This window comes from Marinovum sp. 2_MG-2023, from assembly GCF_030548265.1.
Lineage (GTDB): Bacteria > Pseudomonadota > Alphaproteobacteria > Rhodobacterales > Rhodobacteraceae > Marinovum.
Genome location: NZ_JAUOSD010000019.1, coordinates 32,358 through 49,942 on the forward strand (window position 1 = coordinate 32,358; position 17,585 = coordinate 49,942).

At 59.0% G+C, this 17,585-nt stretch carries 17 protein-coding genes and 1 riboswitch; of the genes, 2 read left to right on the forward strand and 15 right to left on the reverse strand.

Annotated features, from left to right (window positions below; genetic code table 11):
• Positions 1-2: 2 nt before the first annotated feature.
• Genes Q4577_RS18275 through glpD form a run of 4 tightly spaced genes read right to left on the reverse strand, consistent with a single transcriptional unit; the run spans position 3 to position 4,705 of the window.
• The gene (locus tag Q4577_RS18275; protein ID WP_244690654.1) at positions 3-872 is read right to left on the reverse strand and encodes a carbohydrate ABC transporter permease; all 870 of its coding nucleotides are present in this window, start codon (positions 870-872) and stop codon (positions 3-5) included.
• Positions 872-1,975 (reverse strand): ABC transporter ATP-binding protein, encoded by a 1,104-nt coding sequence (locus tag Q4577_RS18280; RefSeq protein WP_303471429.1) that lies wholly within the window; start codon positions 1,973-1,975, stop codon positions 872-874. Before Q4577_RS18280 ends, Q4577_RS18275 begins: the two co-directional genes overlap by 1 nt.
• Positions 1,976-1,987: 12 nt before the next feature.
• Positions 1,988-3,076 (reverse strand): ABC transporter ATP-binding protein, encoded by a 1,089-nt coding sequence (locus Q4577_RS18285; RefSeq protein ID WP_303471430.1) that lies wholly within the window; start codon positions 3,074-3,076, stop codon positions 1,988-1,990.
• Positions 3,077-3,112: 36 nt separating this feature from the next.
• Complete coding sequence (gene glpD / locus Q4577_RS18290; protein WP_303471431.1) at positions 3,113-4,705, reverse strand: glycerol-3-phosphate dehydrogenase; 1,593 nt, start codon at positions 4,703-4,705, stop codon at positions 3,113-3,115.
• A 282-nt stretch (positions 4,706-4,987) separates the two neighbouring features.
• A riboswitch (FMN riboswitch) is annotated at positions 4,988-5,118 on the forward strand.
• Between the two features lie 79 nt (positions 5,119-5,197).
• Here glpD and Q4577_RS18295 point away from each other — a divergent pair.
• Complete coding sequence (locus Q4577_RS18295) at positions 5,198-5,665, forward strand: 6,7-dimethyl-8-ribityllumazine synthase (protein ID WP_303471434.1); 468 nt, start codon at positions 5,198-5,200, stop codon at positions 5,663-5,665.
• A 62-nt stretch (positions 5,666-5,727) separates the two neighbouring features.
• Here the strand turns inward: Q4577_RS18295 and Q4577_RS18300 are convergent, their stop codons facing one another.
• The 8 genes from Q4577_RS18300 to Q4577_RS18335 all read right to left on the reverse strand — a co-directional run bounded on the left by Q4577_RS18300 (position 5,728) and on the right by Q4577_RS18335 (position 13,326).
• Positions 5,728-6,714, reverse strand: a complete 987-nt coding sequence (locus Q4577_RS18300; protein ID WP_244690661.1) for an ABC transporter substrate-binding protein — start codon at positions 6,712-6,714, stop codon at positions 5,728-5,730.
• Between the two features lie 46 nt (positions 6,715-6,760).
• Complete coding sequence (locus Q4577_RS18305; RefSeq protein WP_303471437.1) at positions 6,761-7,606, reverse strand: ABC transporter permease; 846 nt, start codon at positions 7,604-7,606, stop codon at positions 6,761-6,763.
• A complete protein-coding gene (locus Q4577_RS18310; RefSeq protein ID WP_303471534.1) occupies positions 7,603-8,523 on the reverse strand; it encodes an ABC transporter permease in 921 nt (306 codons plus the stop codon). The genes Q4577_RS18305 and Q4577_RS18310 overlap by 4 nt, the downstream gene beginning before the upstream one ends.
• Positions 8,524-8,661: 138 nt before the next feature.
• Positions 8,662-9,435, reverse strand: coding sequence for an ABC transporter ATP-binding protein (locus Q4577_RS18315; protein ID WP_303471439.1), 774 nt, complete (start codon positions 9,433-9,435; stop codon positions 8,662-8,664).
• Positions 9,435-10,097, reverse strand: coding sequence for an HNH endonuclease (locus tag Q4577_RS18320; protein WP_303471440.1), 663 nt, complete (start codon positions 10,095-10,097; stop codon positions 9,435-9,437). Before Q4577_RS18320 ends, Q4577_RS18315 begins: the two co-directional genes overlap by 1 nt.
• Before the next feature lie 6 nt (positions 10,098-10,103).
• The gene (gene hydA / locus Q4577_RS18325; protein WP_244690669.1) at positions 10,104-11,558 is read right to left on the reverse strand and encodes a dihydropyrimidinase; all 1,455 of its coding nucleotides are present in this window, start codon (positions 11,556-11,558) and stop codon (positions 10,104-10,106) included.
• A gap of 46 nt (positions 11,559-11,604) precedes the next feature.
• Positions 11,605-11,895, reverse strand: a complete 291-nt coding sequence (locus Q4577_RS18330; protein ID WP_303471443.1) for a GIY-YIG nuclease family protein — start codon at positions 11,893-11,895, stop codon at positions 11,605-11,607.
• 180 nt (positions 11,896-12,075) lie between these two features.
• Entirely contained in the window at positions 12,076-13,326 is a 1,251-nt protein-coding gene (locus Q4577_RS18335) for a Zn-dependent hydrolase (RefSeq protein WP_303471444.1), read from the reverse strand.
• 158 nt (positions 13,327-13,484) lie between these two features.
• Between Q4577_RS18335 and Q4577_RS18340 the strand changes: the two genes are divergently transcribed.
• Positions 13,485-14,123 (forward strand): TetR family transcriptional regulator C-terminal domain-containing protein, encoded by a 639-nt coding sequence (locus Q4577_RS18340; RefSeq protein ID WP_303471447.1) that lies wholly within the window; start codon positions 13,485-13,487, stop codon positions 14,121-14,123.
• 245 nt (positions 14,124-14,368) lie between these two features.
• On the opposite strand, the gene preA is transcribed toward Q4577_RS18340, so the two are convergent.
• Genes preA through Q4577_RS18355 form a run of 3 tightly spaced genes read right to left on the reverse strand, consistent with a single transcriptional unit; the run spans position 14,369 to position 17,493 of the window.
• Positions 14,369-15,673 (reverse strand): NAD-dependent dihydropyrimidine dehydrogenase subunit PreA, encoded by a 1,305-nt coding sequence (gene preA, locus Q4577_RS18345; protein WP_303471449.1) that lies wholly within the window; start codon positions 15,671-15,673, stop codon positions 14,369-14,371.
• 3 nt (positions 15,674-15,676) lie between these two features.
• A complete protein-coding gene (locus Q4577_RS18350; protein ID WP_303471452.1) occupies positions 15,677-16,177 on the reverse strand; it encodes a hypothetical protein in 501 nt (166 codons plus the stop codon).
• Entirely contained in the window at positions 16,174-17,493 is a 1,320-nt protein-coding gene (locus Q4577_RS18355; RefSeq protein WP_303471454.1) for an NAD(P)-dependent oxidoreductase, read from the reverse strand. The genes Q4577_RS18350 and Q4577_RS18355 overlap by 4 nt, the downstream gene beginning before the upstream one ends.
• Positions 17,494-17,585 lie beyond the last annotated feature (92 nt).

The following is a 17,585-nucleotide window of genomic DNA, read 5'->3' on the forward strand; positions in this document are numbered from 1 at the left end:
GATCAGCCCTCCCGCTTTTCGAGGTTGACCATCACGGTGTAGAACACCCAACTGACCAACAGGATCACAAGGAAATACATCAGGGAAAACGCCGCCGCAGGGCCAAGGTCAAACTGTCCAAGCGCCATTTTCACCAGGTCGATCGACAACAGGGTTGTGGCATTGCCGGGGCCGCCGCCGGTGACAACAAACGGTTCGGTATAGATCATGAAGCTGTCCATGAACCGCAACAGGATCGCGATCATCAACACGCCCATCATCTTGGGCAACTCGATGAAACGAAACACTTTCCAGCGCGACGCCTGATCAATTTTGGCCGCCTGGTAATAGGCGTCGGGAATGGATTTCAATCCGGCAAAGGCCAGAAGCGCCACCAGCGATGTCCAATGCCAGACGTCCATCACGATGATGGTGACCCAGGCCGCCAGCGTATCCTGGGTGTAATTGTACGATATCCCCAGCGCATCCAGCGTATGGCCCAACAGGCCAATGTCGACACGGCCGAAAATCTGCCAGATCGTACCCACCACATTCCAAGGGATCAGCAGCGGCAACGACATCAGCACAAGGCAGAAGGACGACCAAAAGCCGCTTTTGGGCATGTTCAACGCAACAAAGATACCCAGCGGAATTTCAATCGCCAGAATGATCGCCGAGAACATCAATTGCCGTCCCAGCGCATCCCACATCCGGTCGCTTTCCAGCATTTCGGCAAACCATTCCAGACCGGCCCAGAAAAACTGGTTGTTGCCGAATGTGTCCTGCACCGAGTAGTTGACCACCGTCATCAGCGGGATCACCGCCGAAAAGGCCACCAGCAATAGCACCGGCAGAACCAGGAACCATGCTTTCTGATTGACTGTTTTTTCCATTACGCCGCCTCCCCCAACGGTGCATCTGTGGCGCCAAGCGGCGCGACGCGCCAATCATCGGCATAGACATTGACGTGGGCCGGATCGAAAACGACGCGGGTCATGTCATCCGCCAGCTCAAAGCTTTCGTCGGCAATGATATTGATGTCGCGGTCAAAGAATTCGGCGCGCACGATCTTGTGGCGGCCGACATCTTCGATCCGGCGAATGCGGACCGGCAGGCCGCTGTCACGTGACAGGCGGACGAACTCTGGTCGCACCCCGATTTCAACCTTGCCCGACAGCGGGCCATAGCCTGCGCCCAGTTCGATCTCTGTGCCGTCGATCACGGCCTTGTTGCCATTGACCGTCGCCCCCAGCACATTCATGCCGGGCGAGCCGATGAAATAGCCGACAAAGGTATGTTCCGGCCGTTCAAACAATTGCTGCGGCGTGCCGATCTGGACGACACGGCCATCATACATCACCACGACCTTGTCAGCGAAGGTCAGCGCCTCTGTCTGGTCATGGGTGACATAGATCATCGTATGGCCAAATTGGTGGTGCAGCGATTTCAGCTGGGTGCGCAATTCCCATTTCATATGCGGGTCAATCACGGTCAGCGGCTCGTCAAACAGCAGCGCATTCACGTCTTCGCGCACCATGCCACGGCCCAGGCTGATCTTTTGCTTGGCATCGGCGGTCAACCCGCGTGCCTTGCGCCCCAATTCCGCCTCCATGCCGATCATCTTGCCGATCTGCTGGACCCGTTGCGCGACATAGGCCGCATCCGCGCCGCGATTGCGCAGCGGAAAGGCCAGATTGTCATGCACCGTCATCGTGTCGTAGACGACCGGAAACTGAAACACCTGGGCGATGTTGCGCTCTGCCGTGGGGGCGTTGGTCACGTCCTGGCCGTTGAACAGGATACGGCCCTGTGACGGGCGCAACAGGCCGGAAATGATGTTCAAAAGCGTCGATTTTCCGCAACCGGACGACCCCAACAGGGCATAGGCCTCGCCATCGGCCCAATCGTGGTTCAATTCCTTCAGCGCGAAATCATCTTCTGACGTCGGTTTCGCCAGATAGGAATGCGCCAGGTTGTCGAGTGTGATTTTTGCCATTGTCTCAGCCCCTTATGCCGCAGCCGCATAGGTGGCCGGAGCCACCAGATCGCCGCGCGGGTCGAAAATGTAGATATGCGCCGGATCAAGGAACACGCTCAGATCCTGACCAATCGGCAATTGATGCACGCCATGCACCAGCCCGACCCAGCGGTCGCCGTGATGATCAAGGTGCACAAAGGTTTCCGACCCGGTCAATTCCGTCACCGTCAGCGTGGCGCGAAATTCCAATGCATTTTCTGCATGGCGGTGGATTTCCAGATGGTTGGGGCGGAAACCGGCGGTATAGGTGCCATCGCCCAGCTCTGCCATTTTGCCCCAGGCCGCAATGGTCTGGCCATCCCCGAAGCTCAGCTTGCCTGCGGATTTCGTGACCTGCAAAAAGTTCATCGGCGGATCGGAAAACACCCGCGCCGTGGTGGCATTCACCGGTTGGCGATAGACCTCTGGCGTGGGGCCGAATTGGGTCACGCGCCCTTCGGACAATGTGGCGGTATTGCCGCCCAGCAGCAGCGCCTCTTCCGGTTCGGTGGTGGCATAGACGAAAATCGACCCGGCTTTTTCGAAAATCTTCGGGATTTCGACGCGCAGTTCCTCGCGCAGTTTATAATCGAGGTTGGCCAGAGGTTCGTCCAGCAACACCAGCCCGGCATCTTTGACCAGCGCACGCGCCAGGGCACAGCGTTGTTGTTGCCCCCCCGACAATTCCAGCGGCTTGCGGTCCAGCATCGGCGTCAATTGCATCAACTCGGCGGTTTCCTTGACCGCCGCGTCGATTTCCGCCGCCGTTTTGCCCAACAGCCGCATCGGCGAGGCGATATTGTCGTAAACGCTCATCGAGGGGTAGTTGATGAATTGCTGATAGACCATCGCGACCTTGCGATCCTGCACCCGCATGCCGGTGACGTCTTCGCCATCCCACAACACGCGCCCGGTGTGCGGCACATCTAAACCCGCCATCAACCGCATCAGCGATGTCTTGCCCGAGAGCGTGGGGCCCAACAGCACGTTCATCGTGCCATTGACCAGCTCCAGGTCGGTCGGGTGAATATGGGTTTCGGCCCCGACGACCTTGGACACACCTTCCAGTCGTAGTGTCATTTTCTCACTCCTCCAAATTGCAGCACGTCAGGTGGTTCAAGCCACCAAGGCATCGCGGTTTCCGCGTATCCACGTCTGCAAAGTCTCTATTTCTTCGGCACTTAGCCGCAGGCCCAATTTATTGCGCCGCCACACCACATCGTCAGCGGTGCGGGCGAATTCATGGGTGATCAGCCATTTGACCTCGGCCTCGGTCAGGGTGGCCCCGAAATCCTGACCCAGATCTGCTGCCGTTTCGGCCCCGTCCAACACAGCCCAGGCATCGGTGCCATAGGCGCGGATCAACCGCGTGGCCCAGGTGTCACTCAGAAACCCGTGATCCTTGCGCAGTTTGGTGATCAGCGCCGGTTTGTCAGCAACCGTAAAATCGCCCCCCGGCAATGCGACACCCGCGGTCCAGGGATCGGCGAGACCCGGCAGATATTCCGACAGCTTGTCCATGGCGCTTTCGGCCAGCCGACGATAGGTGGTGATCTTGCCGCCAAAGACATTCAACACCGGCGCGCCGCCCTCGGCATCGACCTTCAGCACATAGTCGCGGGTCGCCGCCGTCGCGCTGGACGCGCCGTCGTTATACAGCGGACGCACCCCGGAATAGGTCCAGACTACATCGTCGCTGGTAAGCTGTTGCTTGAAGTAATTATTGGCAAAATCAATCAGGTAATCCCGCTCTTCGTCCGTGCAGACCGGCGCGACGGATGGGTCAGAGTGGTCCTTGTCGGTGGTACCGATCAGGGTAAAATCATCCTCATAAGGGATGGAAAAGATGATCCGGCCATCCGTGCCCTGAAAGAAATAGCATTTGCCGTGGTCGTAAAGCCGCTTGATCACGATATGGCTGCCACGCACCAGACGCACGCCTTCGGTCGAGTTCGAGCGGATCTTGGTACGAATGACGTCGCCGACCCAAGGGCCGCCAGCATTGACCAGCACACGCGCCTGATGGATTTGGCGGGTGCCACTGTCGCGATCTTCAGTTTCGATCTGCCAGATGCTGTTTTGCCGTTCCGCCGACAATACCTTGGTGCGGACCATGATGTCAGCGCCGCGCAGGGCGGCGTCGCGGGCGTTCAGCGACACCAGACGCGCATCTTCGATCCAGCAATCAGAATATTCATAGGCCTTGGCGAATTTGTCGTTTAGCGGCACACCCTCGGCCCCGGCGGTCAGATCGACGGTCGAGGTGCCCGGCAGGATTTTGCGCCCGCCCAGATGGTCATACATGAACAGCCCCAGCCGGATCAGCCAGGCCGGGCGTCGCCCCTTCATCCAGGGCATGAACACATTCAAAAGTTTTGAGGTCGGCGTTTCACCCTCAAACCGCATATCTGCATGATATGGCAGGACAAATCGCATCGGCCAGCTGATATGCGGCATGGCGCGCAGAAGCGTCTCGCGCTCGATCAGCGCCTCGCGCACCAAACGGAATTCGAAATATTCCAGATAACGCAGCCCGCCGTGAAACAATTTGGTTGAGGCGCTGGATGTGGCCGAAGCCAGATCGTTCATTTCGGCCAGTTTGACCGAAAGCCCACGACCCGATGCATCCCGCGCAATGCCACAGCCATTGATGCCGCCACCAATGACAAACATGTCGCAAATACCCGAATTGGTGGATGAATCCTGCACGTTGCTCCCTCCCCGATGCGACAACACGACTCACTATGCCTGCAAACCAATCAAAAAGGAACATGTATCTTTTCGAAATTGTTCGAAATCAAGTATCACATTGACTTGCAACGTAAACATTTTAATCTACGCCGCAGTGCAGCGGCAAATCCCACCCATTCATCGCGTTTCTGCCGGTTGAAATGGTGGTCTTTTTCCGTTTCCGAAAGAAAGCGAACATTTCCGAATATTGCCCCGTCCATGTGGTTCAATTGACTTCCCCGCCACAGAGCATTAGCAAAATTTCATTCTCAGGGCGGGGTGCGATTCCCCACCGGCGGTCACAGCCCGCGAGCGCCATCCATGTGGGTGGGTCAGCAGATCCGGTGAAATTCCGGGGCCGACGGTTATAGTCCGGATGGTAGAGAATGGGGGCGTTTTGGCACGGGCTTTGATTGGGCCGGGGCGCTTCTGACGCTCTGGGATTCTGTCATGTTGAAAGGATCAAGAGCTATGACAAAATCCCCAAAATTCGCCTTTATCAAGGCGCGCTGGCACGCTGACATTGTCGATCAGGCCCTTGTCGGGTTTCGTGAACGTCTGGCCGAATTGGGCCACAGCGGCGATGTGGATGTGTTTGACGTGCCCGGCGCGTTTGAAATGCCCCTGTTGGCGCAAAAGCTGGGCGAGACCGGTGCATATGCCGCCATTGCCGCCGCTGCGCTGGTGGTCGATGGTGGTATCTATCGCCATGATTTCGTGGCCTCGGCGGTGGTGTCCGGGTTGATGGAGGCCGGCATGAAAACCGGCGTGCCGGTGCTGTCGGTGTCGCTGACGCCCCATCATTTCCAGCCGAGCGAGGCGCATCACGGCTTTTATCACAGCCATTTCGTGCAAAAAGGCCGCGAAGCCGCCGATGCCGCGCTCCAGGTGGCGGAGCTGCATGGTGCCTTGTTGCCCGCCGCATCGGTTGCCGCCTGAGCCCGCGCAAACGAAACAGGCCCCGACGTTTGCCGGGGCCTGCATCCATAGTTTGACCGCAGTTACTTCAGCGCGGCATCGGTGATGTCGAGCGTATAGGCCCCGGTCGGCTCCATCGTGATCACCGGATCGGACCCACCGGCCAGCAGCGTGGCGACCGTGCGTTGGTAATCGGCCGGGTCAAGCGCGCCGTTGGAACCGGCGGTCAGCTTGGCAACTTCGCCCATCATGCGGATCTGATGCGCTTCGGTCTGGGCGCCGGTTTCATCGTAATCCAGCACGATCATTGCCGCTTCTTCCGGGTTTTCCTCGGCCCATTTCCAACCCGCCATCGAGGCGCGCACAAATTTCTCCATCTTGGCGACAAATGCCGGATCGCTCAGGCTGTCTTCCAGCACGTAGAGGCCATCCTCCATCGTGGCGACGCCCTGATCCTGATATTTGAAGGTCACCAATTCCTCTGGCGCGACCCCGGCATCCAGAACCTGACCATATTCGTTATAGGTCATGGTCGAAATGCAATCGGCCTGCCGCTGCAACAGCGGATCAACGTTAAAGCCCTGCTTCAACACCTCGACCGAGCCTTCGGCCTTGCCATCGGTTGCATAGCCCAGATGGCTCATCCAGGACAGGAAGGGGTATTCGTTGCCAAAGAACCAGACACCCAAGGTGCGGTTGTCCAGATCGTCGGGCGTTTCAATGCCGGCATCCTTCCAGCAGGTCAGCATCATGCCCGAGCTTTTGTAAGGCTGCGCAATGTTCACCAACGGCAGCCCGTTTTCGCGCGCGGCCAGGGCGGCGGGCATCCATTCGACGATCACATCGGCCCCACCACCGGCAATCACCTGTGTCGGGGCAATGTCGGGACCACCGGGCAGCACAGTGACCTCCAGCCCCTCATCATCGTAATAGCCGTTTTCCAGCGCCACGTAATAGCCGGCGAATTGCGCCTGTGTGACCCATTTCAACTGGATCGTGACCTCTTCGGCCAATGCCGTCCCTGTCAGGGCCGTGGTCGCCATTGCGGCGGCAATAAGTGTGTTTTTCATGATTTACTCTCCTGTTGTCGTGTTTTGTTATGCCTGTCTATTGTAATCACCCGCGTTGGGACGGGTGCCAGAATGTGGTCACCCGCTCTGCCAGACTGACCAGACCGTACACCAGCGTGCCGGTGATTGCCGAGACCAAGATCGCAGACCAGACAAGGCCAAGGTCAAGCGCCCCGATTGATGTCGAGATGCGAAATCCCAAACCTTGGGTCGGCGAGCCGAAAAATTCAGCAACAATTGCCCCGATCAAGGCCAGGGTCGATGTGATTTTCAACCCGTTGAAAATGAACGGCAGCGCGGCAGGCAGGCGCAGCTTGATCAATGTCTTGCGCCATCCGGCCGCATAGGTGCGCATCAGATCCCGTTGCATCGCGCTGGTTTCCTGCAGCCCGGCGACGGTGTTCACCAACATCGGGAAATAGACCATCAACACCACCACCGCGGCCTTGGATTGCCAGCCAAAGCCGAACCACATCACAAGGATCGGTGCGGTGCCGACAATCGGCAGCGCCGCCATGAAATTGCCCAAGGGCAACAAACCCCGGCGCAGGTAGTCATAGCGATCCACCAAAAGCGCGGTCAAAAAGGCCGCACCACAGCCAGCCACCCAACCGGCCAGCGCGCCTTTCAGGATGGTTTGCACGAAATCCCCCCAAAGCAGCGCGATATTGGCCGCAAAGGTCGCGGCAATCTGACTGGGCGGCGGCAGGATCACGGTCGGCACGTTCAGCCCCGTTACAATCAATTGCCACATCGCCAGAAGCGTCGCGCCGAATATCAACGGCACCGCAAGACGCACCGCGCGGGTGTCATGCGCCGGCCCATTGGCCAGCCGCAGGTTAAGCGCAAACCCCAGCGCCCAGATCGAAATTGCGCCAACAACATGCATCATGGCTTGGCCCCCATGCGGCGCAGGGTGCGGCGCTCTGCGGCGCCAATGGCCCAGACCAGAAGCGCGGCCAAACCCGCCGCCAGAAACAACGCCGCCCAGATCTGGGCCGTTTGACCATAGTAGCTGCCCGCAAGCATCCGCGCGCCAAGACCGCCCTTTTGCACCGGCAATTCCCCCACGATCGCGCCCACCAGACTGGCCGCAATCGCGATTTTCAACGAGGCAAAGAGATAGGGCACAGAGGCCGGCAACCGCAGTTTGGTCAGCACCGTCATCGGCGCAGCATTGTAGGTGCGCATCAGATCCATCTGCATGCCGTCCGGGCTGCGCAGGCCTTTGACCATGCCGACGACCACCGGAAAAAACGAAAGATAGGCCGAAATCACCGCCTTGGGCAGCAACCCCTGTACCCCAATCGAATACAGCACAACGATGATCATCGGGGCCAGCGCGACAATCGGAATTGTCTGGCTGATAATGGCCCAGGGCATGACCGACATGTCCATGACACGGCTGTGCACGATGCCCACCGCCAACAGGATGCCAAGCGTGGAGCCAATCAGAAACCCAAGCAACGTGGCGTTCAAGGTGACCACCGTGTGATAGACCAATCCGCGATTGGACAGGCTGCCCGATTTCACAATCCCGCGGCGACCGGTGGTTTCCTCGACCCAGGTGGATTTATAAAGCTCTGCCACCACCTGATGCGGGGCGGGCAGACGCGGGCGATCCAGGCTCCAGCTTTGCCCAAGCGCATCCATGTTGGATAGCACCAAGGCCCAATTGCCAAGATCGCGACGCGCAACTGCGCTTTCAGGTGAGATGGTGACCCCGGCGCGTTCCGCCTGGGTCAGGGTGTCCTGCACATTCATCGGAACCACCGCGACATACCACAGCCCGATCACCACCAGGATCATTGCCACCACCGGCGGACACCAGCGGGCCAGCGTCCCGGACGTGCTCCGGGACCTCGTTTCAGGCGCGTCAGACATGGCAGCCCCCGTTTTTCCGGAGGTCCCAGATCAGGTCCGGGACCACGCCTTGCCCTGCGGCGCTCATTCCTCGTACCCCGACCGAAGCCCTTCGCGCACACGGTGGGCGATTTCGATGAATTCCGGTGTGTCGCGAATGTCCAGCGGCCGGTCGGTGGGAAGGGGGCTCTCGATCACATCGGTGATGCGCCCGGGACGCGGCGACATCACCACGATATGGGTCGACAGGTAAACCGCCTCGGGGATGGAATGGGTGACAAACCCAATGGTCTTGCCGGTCGCAGCCCAAAGCCGCAGCACCTCTTCGTTCAACCTGTCCCGCACGATTTCGTCCAGCGCGCCAAAGGGTTCGTCCATCAGCAAGATATCTGCATCAAACGCCAATGCGCGGGCAATACTGGCGCGCTGCTGCATCCCGCCGGACAATTGCCAGGGGAATTTCTTTTCAAACCCGGCCAGATCGACCAGGTCCAGCACCCGGCCAATCCGTTCCTTCTGTTCCACCCTTGAAAACCCCATGATTTCCAGCGGCAGCGCGATATTGCGCCCGATGGTGCGCCAGGGATACAACCCCGCCGCCTGAAACACATAACCATAGGCCCGCGCGCGGCGTGCCTCATCCGGGGTCATGCCATTGACCGTCAGGTTGCCGCCGGTCGGATGTTCCAGCGCCGCGATACAGCGCAGAAAAGTGGTCTTGCCACAGCCCGAGGGGCCAATGAAGCTGACAAATGCGCCTTTGGGAATGTCCAATGAGACATCTTTGAGCGCATGCACCGGGCCATCCCCGGTCTGGAAGGTCAGGTCCAGATTCTGCGCTTGTATGACTGCTGCCATCAATTTACTGCCTTTGATTCCTGGTATCTGGTCAAGCCGTCCCATGAGGTTTTGATAGGCGAATACTTGCGCGGATCCTCAAGCCCCAATTCCTTCAAGTGGTAATGCCACTTGCAATAATTGCAGCCAGCGCAAGTTATCACAACATTGTCAATCTCACTCGAACCTCCGAAGGAAGCTGGGATAACATGATCAAACTGGAGCCAAAGAGCTTGAAAACCCGCATGTTGCGAAGCGTTGGTCGTGCCCCAACTGACAAAGTCTGGGTAGTCCCGAACGACTGCTTTCCGGACTGACGCTGGGATAACAGGAATCCCGCAAAACCGGCACACGTACCCGTCTCGTTCCACTATCGCGGCTTTTGTTTTCGCGTTAGGCATCCTGTCTTTTGCATTTGGTATCTTCGCAGGAAGGTTGGAGACGGTACGTAGCCTCTTATAATGGACTTGTTCCGGCCAAAGAGATGCCTTCCCCCAAAGAGACTCGACATAGTCACGAACTGTGGCCAAGTCTGCTGCTCGAAAGAGGTTTCCAGCGGTCTTTCGGTCGCCATCCAAATGCGCACCGACTGCTTGGTCGAGCATCCAGGCACATTTAAACAATTCTGGAATCGGCTCGCGCAGGAAACGTCGGGGCGCAAAATAGTCGGCGTCGTTATCCATTATTGATTAGACCCCACTCGCCGGGATTCCGGTCCGTTCCACCGCGCGGGGCGAGGTCAGTGCCTTCCATTTTGAAAGCGCCGTGTTCGTTGCAGTGTTTGGCGCGCGTTTGACGAATTCACCATGGCCCTGTTGGCTGCGCAATTCACCGTCATGCACCGCCACATGGCCCCGCGTCAGGGTAAAGCGCGGCAGGCCTTTGACCTCTTTGCCCTCGAACACGTTGTAATCAATCGCGGAAACCTGCTTGTCTGCGGCAATGGTCTTGGTCTTCTCTGGATCCCAAACCACGATATCCGCATCGGCCCCCGGCAGGATCGCGCCCTTTTTCGGATAGCAGTTCAGCACCTTGGCGATATTGGTCGAGGTCACAGCGACAAATTCCTCGGGCGTCAGCCGCCCGGTGGCCACCCCATGGGTCCAGAGCATCGGCATCCGATCCTCCAACCCGCCGGTGCCATTGGGGATCTTGGTGAAATCGCCAACGCCAAAACGTTTCTGCTCGGTGGTAAAGGCACAATGGTCGGTGGCCACGACGCTGAGCGAGCCGGATTGTAACCCGGCCCAAAGGCTGTCCTGATGTTTCTGATTGCGGAAAGGCGGCGACATGACACGGCGCGCGGCATGGTCCCAATCCTTGTTGAAATATTCGCTCTCATCCAGCGTCAGATGCTGGATCAGCGGCTCGCCCCAGACACGTTTGCCCTGTTGCCGGGCGCGGCGGATGGCCTCATGTGCCTCTTCACAGGACACATGCACGATATAAAGCGGCACGCCAGCCATGTCGGCAATCATGATCGCGCGGTTGGCGGCCTCGCCCTCTACCTGGGGTGGGCGGCTATAGGCATGGGCCTCGGGCCCGGTGTTGCCTGCGGCCAGCAATTTGGCCGACAGATCGGCCACAACATCGCCGTTTTCCGCATGCACCATGGCAATAGCGCCCAGCTCGGCCAGACGTTGGAAGCTGGCGAACATCTCGTCATCCTGTACCATCAACGCGCCTTTATAGGCCATGAAATGCTTGAATGTGTTGATTCCGCGCTCTTTGACCACGGTTTCCATCTCGTTGAACACCTGTTCACCCCACCAGGTGACCGCCATGTGGAACGAGTAATCGCAATGCGCGCGGGTGGATTTGTTGTCCCACATCTTCAGCGCATCCAGCAGCCCCTGCCCGGGGCTGGGCAGGGCAAAATCCACCACCATCGTGGTGCCCCCAGAGAGCGCGGCCTGGGTGCCGCTGTCGAAATCATCGGTGGAATAGGTGCCCATGAACGGCATTTCGAGATGCGTATGCGGGTCGATGCCGCCGGGCATGACGTAACAGCCAGTGGCGTCGAGGGTTTCGTCACCCTTCAGGTCCGGGCCGATTTCGGTGATCACCCCGCCCTCGATCAGAACGTCGGAGGTATAGGTGCGATCATGGGTGACGATGGTGCCGTTTTTGATGACTGTGGTCATGATGTTTCTCCCCTGCGGTGCGCAGTCCCGGACCCGATCCGGGACCTCAGCGAAACGAGGCCTCCATCACCAGGTCGGACCAATTCGGATTGTACTCGCCGATCAGCGCGTCTTTCCAGGCGCGTCGCCAGCGTTTGAGTTTGCGTTCCCGGGCGATCGCCGCGGGCAACGTCTTGTGCGTTTCGAAATACACCAGCTTGCGAATGCGATATGTCGCGGTGTGACTGGGCCCGCGGCCGGAACGATGCTCGGCCATGCATTTTTGCAAATCCCCGGTCACACCGATGTAGATCGCGGTGTTGGAATTGCAGGCCGCAATGTAGGTATGAAATGCCATCCGGCAATTTTGCTGCCGCATGGTTAACAGAGGCATAACGCAGTCCCGGACCCGATCCGGGACCACGCATCCCACATGTGTTGAGGTCCCGGATCAGGTCCGGGACCACGACAGGGGCAACCACGGGGCCAAGCACGGGGAGGGCAACCACGGGGGCAATCACAGGAGACGCCACTGGCCTCACCCCTCGATCCCCGCCGTTTCCACCACCGCATGCAGCAGAACATCCGCCCCGGCCTTGGCCCAATCCTTGGTGATCTCTTCGGCCTCGTTATGCGACAGCCCGTCAACGCAGGGGCACATCACCATCGCGGTTGGCGCCACCTGATTGATCCAACAGGCATCATGCCCGGCGCCGGAAATAATGTCGCGATGGGAATATCCCAGCCGCTCCGCCGCATTGCGCACCGCGCTGACACAGCCCGCATCAAAGGTCACCGGATCGAAATGCCCGACCGGTTCGATTTGCAACTCCAGCCCAAGATCCGCCGCGATCTTGGCCGCTTCGGCTTCGTAAGCCGCGCGCATCGCGGTCAGCTTGCCCAGATCCGGCGAGCGGAAATCGACGGTAAACACGACCTTGCCGGGGATCACGTTGCGCGAATTGGGAAAGACATCGCATTGTCCAACCGCGCCAACCGCGTCCGGTTGATGGGCCATGGCAATCTGATGTGCCGCTTCGGTCATCCGCGCCATGCCCAGCCCGGCATTGACCCGCATACTCATCGGTGTCGACCCGGTGTGCGCATCCTTGCCCGTCACCGTGCACTCCAGCCACCACAGCCCCTGACCGTGGGTCACAACCCCGATGTCGCGGCCCTCGGCCTCAAGGATCGGGCCCTGTTCGATATGCAATTCGAAAAACGCATGCATCTTGCGCGCGCCGACCTCTTCCTCGCCTTTCCAGCCGATCCGGGCCAGTTCATCGCCAAAGGATTTGCCCTCGGCATCGGTCCGGGCATAGGCCCAATCCTGCGTATGAATGCCCGCAAACACGCCAGAGGCCAGCATCGCCGGGGCAAATCGCGTGCCTTCCTCGTTGGTCCAGTTGGTGACCACAATCGGGTGCCGGGTCTTGATGTCCATATCGTTCAGCGTGCGCAGGATTTCCACCCCGCCGAGCACGCCCAGCACCCCATCATATTTCCCGCCGGTGGGCTGGGTATCAAGGTGCGAGCCGACGTAGACCGGCAGCGCATCGGGATCGGTGCCTTCGCGTCGGGCAAACATATTGCCCATCTGGTCCAGCCCCATGGAACAGCCCGCAGCCTCGCACCATGCCTGAAACAGGGCGCGGCCCGCGCCATCCTCATCCGTTAGGGTCTGACGATTGTTGCCCCCCGCCACACCCGGCCCGATCTTGGCCATCTCCATCAAACTGTCCCAAAGACGATCAGCATTGATGGTCATGTTGGCGGCTGGTGCAGTCATGTCATCCCCCTCGGTGTGGTGGCCCTTTGGGCGCTTTGGTCGGTGTTTATGGTATTTGACCAATCGGTCAAAAGAAGGCTACCACGGGAAGCAAGTCAGTCAAGGCATTCGCTGTCCGGGCAGGCAATTGATGAAAATTTGGGCAAGGTGCTGGCAAAATGGCAGGAAGAGCCGCAAAATCGCAAACGAGCGGCACAGGCAAGCCACGTACGCGCATCCAGAAACGCAACCGTGAGATGATTTTGCGCGCCGCGTTGCAGGTGTTTTCGCAACATGGATTTCGCGGCGCGACTCTGGATCAGATCGCAAACGAGGCCGGGTTGTCCAAGCCCAATCTGCTGTATTATTTCCCGTCCAAGGATGCGATTCACCATGAATTGCTTCAAGGGCTTCTGGACACCTGGCTCGACCCATTGCGGGCGATGAACCCCGACGGGGAACCGCTGGACGAGATCCTGGCATATGTGCGCCGCAAGCTTGAACTTGCCCGCGATTTTCCGCGTGAAAGCAGGCTGTTCGCCAATGAGATCGTCCAAGGCGCGCCACGCATCCTGCCCTATCTGGAAACCGATCTGCGCACATTGGTCGCGGATACCTCTGGCCATATTGCACGTTGGATCGACGAAGGCCGCATTGCCCAGGTTGACCCGACACATCTGATTTTTTCGATCTGGGCGCTGACACAGCATTATGCCGATTTCGAGGTTCAGGTGACGGCGGTTCTGGGCAAAGGCGACCCATATGAAACCGCGGCCATACATCTAGAGACCCTGTTCCGGCGAATGCTGGCGGTATAGCGCGGTTTTCAAACAATTTTGTCACCCTGCCCCGCTGAGCTTTGTTTTACTGATGCGCCTGATCCGTCGTTCGAAAGACGCCCTTCGAACAGGGGTTAACGCGCCGCGCCCCGACCAGATTGGCCGACCTGATCCGACCGCCCTGCCCTGATCGCCCTGCACAAGCCGGTCTTCACTGGCCGACCCGCAAATGAAACTCTTTGACGAAATCAGGACCGGTCCGGGGACCGGCCCTGACCGTGCCGTTATTCAGCGGCCTGAGACATCGGATTATTGGGGTGCTTGGTCCAATTACCAGGTTCGCCGGGCACTTCGCGGCCGGTGCGTGGATCGACCACTCCGGGGGCCAGTTGCTCCATGGTGATACAATCCTCGATCGGGCAAACATCAACACAGAGGTTGCAAGCGACGCATTCGCTGTCATCCACATCGAACACCCGGTCGTCGGACATTGTAATCGCCTGGTGCGAGGTATCTTCGCAGGCGGCGTAGCAGCGCCCGCATTTGATACAAACGTCCTGATCAATCCGCGCCTTGGTGATGTAGTTGAGGTTCAGATACTGCCAATCCGTGACATTGGGCACGGCCATGCCGACGAAATCCTCGACCCGGGCGAACCCCTTTTCATCCATCCATTCCGAAAGCCCGCGCTTCATCTCTTCGACGATCTTGAACCCATAGGTCATCGCGGCGGTGCAGACCTGCACATTGCCGGCCCCCAATGCGATGAATTCCGCCGCATCGCGCCAGGTGGTGACGCCGCCAATGGCGCTGATCGGCAGACCGCGGGTCTCGGGATCGCGGGCGATTTCGGCCACCATGTTCATCGCAATCGGTTTCACCGCCGGGCCGCAATAGCCGCCATGGGTGCCCTTGCCGTCGATGGTCGGTTCCGGCGCAAAACTGTCGAGATTGACCCCGGTGATCGAGTTGATTGTGTTGATCAGACTGACCGCATCGGCCCCACCCGCATTGGCGGCGCGCGCCGGTTTGCGAATGTCGGTGATGTTTGGCGTCAACTTCACGATCACCGGTTTGTCATAGTACTTTTTGCACCATTCGGTGACCATCTGGATGTATTCCGGCACCTGGCCCACGGCGGCGCCCATGCCCCGTTCGCTCATCCCGTGCGGGCAGCCGAAATTCAGCTCGATCCCGTCACAACCGGTCGCCGCCACACGGGGCAGAATGCGTTTCCAGCTTTCCTCATCACAGGGCACCATGATCGACGCAATCAGCGCGTGATCGGGATAGTCGCGTTTGACGCGGGTCATTTCCTCTAGATTGACCTCAAGCGGGCGGTCGGTGATCAATTCGATATTGTTCAACCCCAACAGCCGCCGATCCGCGCCATAGATTGCGCCGTACCGCGGGCCATTGACGTTGACGACGGGCGGGCCCTCTTCGCCCAGGGTTTTCCACACCACGCCGCCCCAACCGGCATCAAAGGCGCGGCGGACATTGTATTCCTTGTCCGTCGGTGGCGCCGAGGCCAGCCAGAATGGATTGGGGGAGGTGATGCCGAGAAAGGTGGTTGTCAGATCTGCCATGGGTCAGCCTTCCGGTACTTCTTGAATAAGTTGTTGAACATCGGCTTGGGCGTTTTCAAGTCTCGTCCTTGCAGCAGCCTGTATCGTTCCGTCGAAAGTCTTGGGGTGGCGAAGCACAACAGCTTCGAAAGTCAGTGCCGGATGGCCCCGTTCAATGAGATTCGTAAAGCCAGTGGAGACTTCCGGCTTCAGAGTGAGGTCTGAAACGGTCTTGGCTTCCCCATCACGAGCGATTTTTTGACGCGTTCGATTTAGACGCACTGTCTTTCCACGGTCGTCCTTCAGCATTTCTTCCAATGCATGAATCGTCTGCCACACATCATGTTCCACCGTTCCAGGTGTCGCTTCAGGTTGTACGAGGCACAAACGCTGAAATGCTGCCCGTTCAATTGCAACCGAACCTACACGACGCGCGTTGGCTATCAAGTTCCTAAGTTTCTCAGGGTCTTCCAGCCTTTCAATTTGATTGAGCGCTGTTCGTTCAGCGGGACTCAGCGATTTCATGTTGCTTCACCGGCCATCAGCGCACTGTGTATATCCTCGGCAGCGTCGCGGCCCTCGGCCACGGCCACCACCGTCAAATCTTCGCCCGCGGTGCAATCGCCGCCGGCCCAGACACCATCTATGCTGGTGCGGCCCGCTTCGGTCACTGCGATCTTGCCGCGCTCCACCGCCAGACCATCAACCGGCACCAGCGTTTGGCCAATCGCGCGCAGCACCTGATCGGCGGGCAACGTCACCTGCTCGCCCGTGCCCTGCAACCGGCCATCCACATCCGCCGTATATTCCAGCGTCAATGTCCCATCTGCATAGCCGACCGGCATCACATTGGTCAGGATTTGCACACCCTTGGTCGCCGCCAGATCCTGTTCGAACTGCGACGCGCCCATGCGGTCACGACCCCGACGATAGGCCAGCGTGACACTCTGAGCGCCCAGCAATTTCGACTGCACCGCCGCATCGACCGCCGTCATGCCACCGCCAATCACCACCACATTGCGCCCAACCGGCAGATCCGCCAGATCGGCGCTTTGGCGCAGATCGGCAATGAAATCGACCGCATCCGTGGCGGCGTCATCGCCGTCGATCCCCAGCACATTCACAGCGCCCAGACCAACACCAAGGAACACCGCATCATGACCGTCGGACAGCCCCGCGAGGGTCAGATCAGACCCAAGCGCACGGCCATATTCAATCGAAATCCCGCCAATCTGCAAAAGCCAATCGACCTCGCGCGCCGCGAAATCATCGGTGGTCTTATAGGCGGCCAGACCAAATTCATTCAGCCCACCGGGCTTGGCCTGCGCTTCAAAAATCGTGACCTGATGCCCCTTCATCGCCAAACGATGCGCACAGGCAAGACCGGCCGGCCCCGCGCCCACAACCGCGACATGTTTGCCGGTGTCGGCTGCGCGCGAAAACGGATGGCCCTGACGCGCCATCAGCGCATCGGTGGCATGGCGTTGCAAACGGCCAATATCCACCGGTTTGCCTTCGGCGGTTTCGCGGACACAGGATTGTTCACAGAGCGTTTCGGTCGGACAGACCCGCGCGCACATGCCGCCAAGGATATTCTGCTCCAGAATGGTTTTGGCGGCGGCCTCGGGCATGCCGGTTGCGATCTGGCGAATGAACAACGGAATGTCGATATCCGTCGGACAGGCGGTCACGCAAGGCGCATCATGGCAAAAATAACAACGATCCGCCGCGACCAGCGCCTCATGCGGATCATACGCCGGATGCAGGTCCGAAAAATTGGCCTCGATCTCCTGGGGGGTCAATCGCGCTGCGACGACACCTGGGGTCAATGGGGTGTTCATACCGTCTCCCTGTTCTTTTGGGAAATGGTGCCACAGGTTGAAATTTTATCAAACGGTAAAAAATAGACAAAATGAAAAGTGTTTCAACTCAG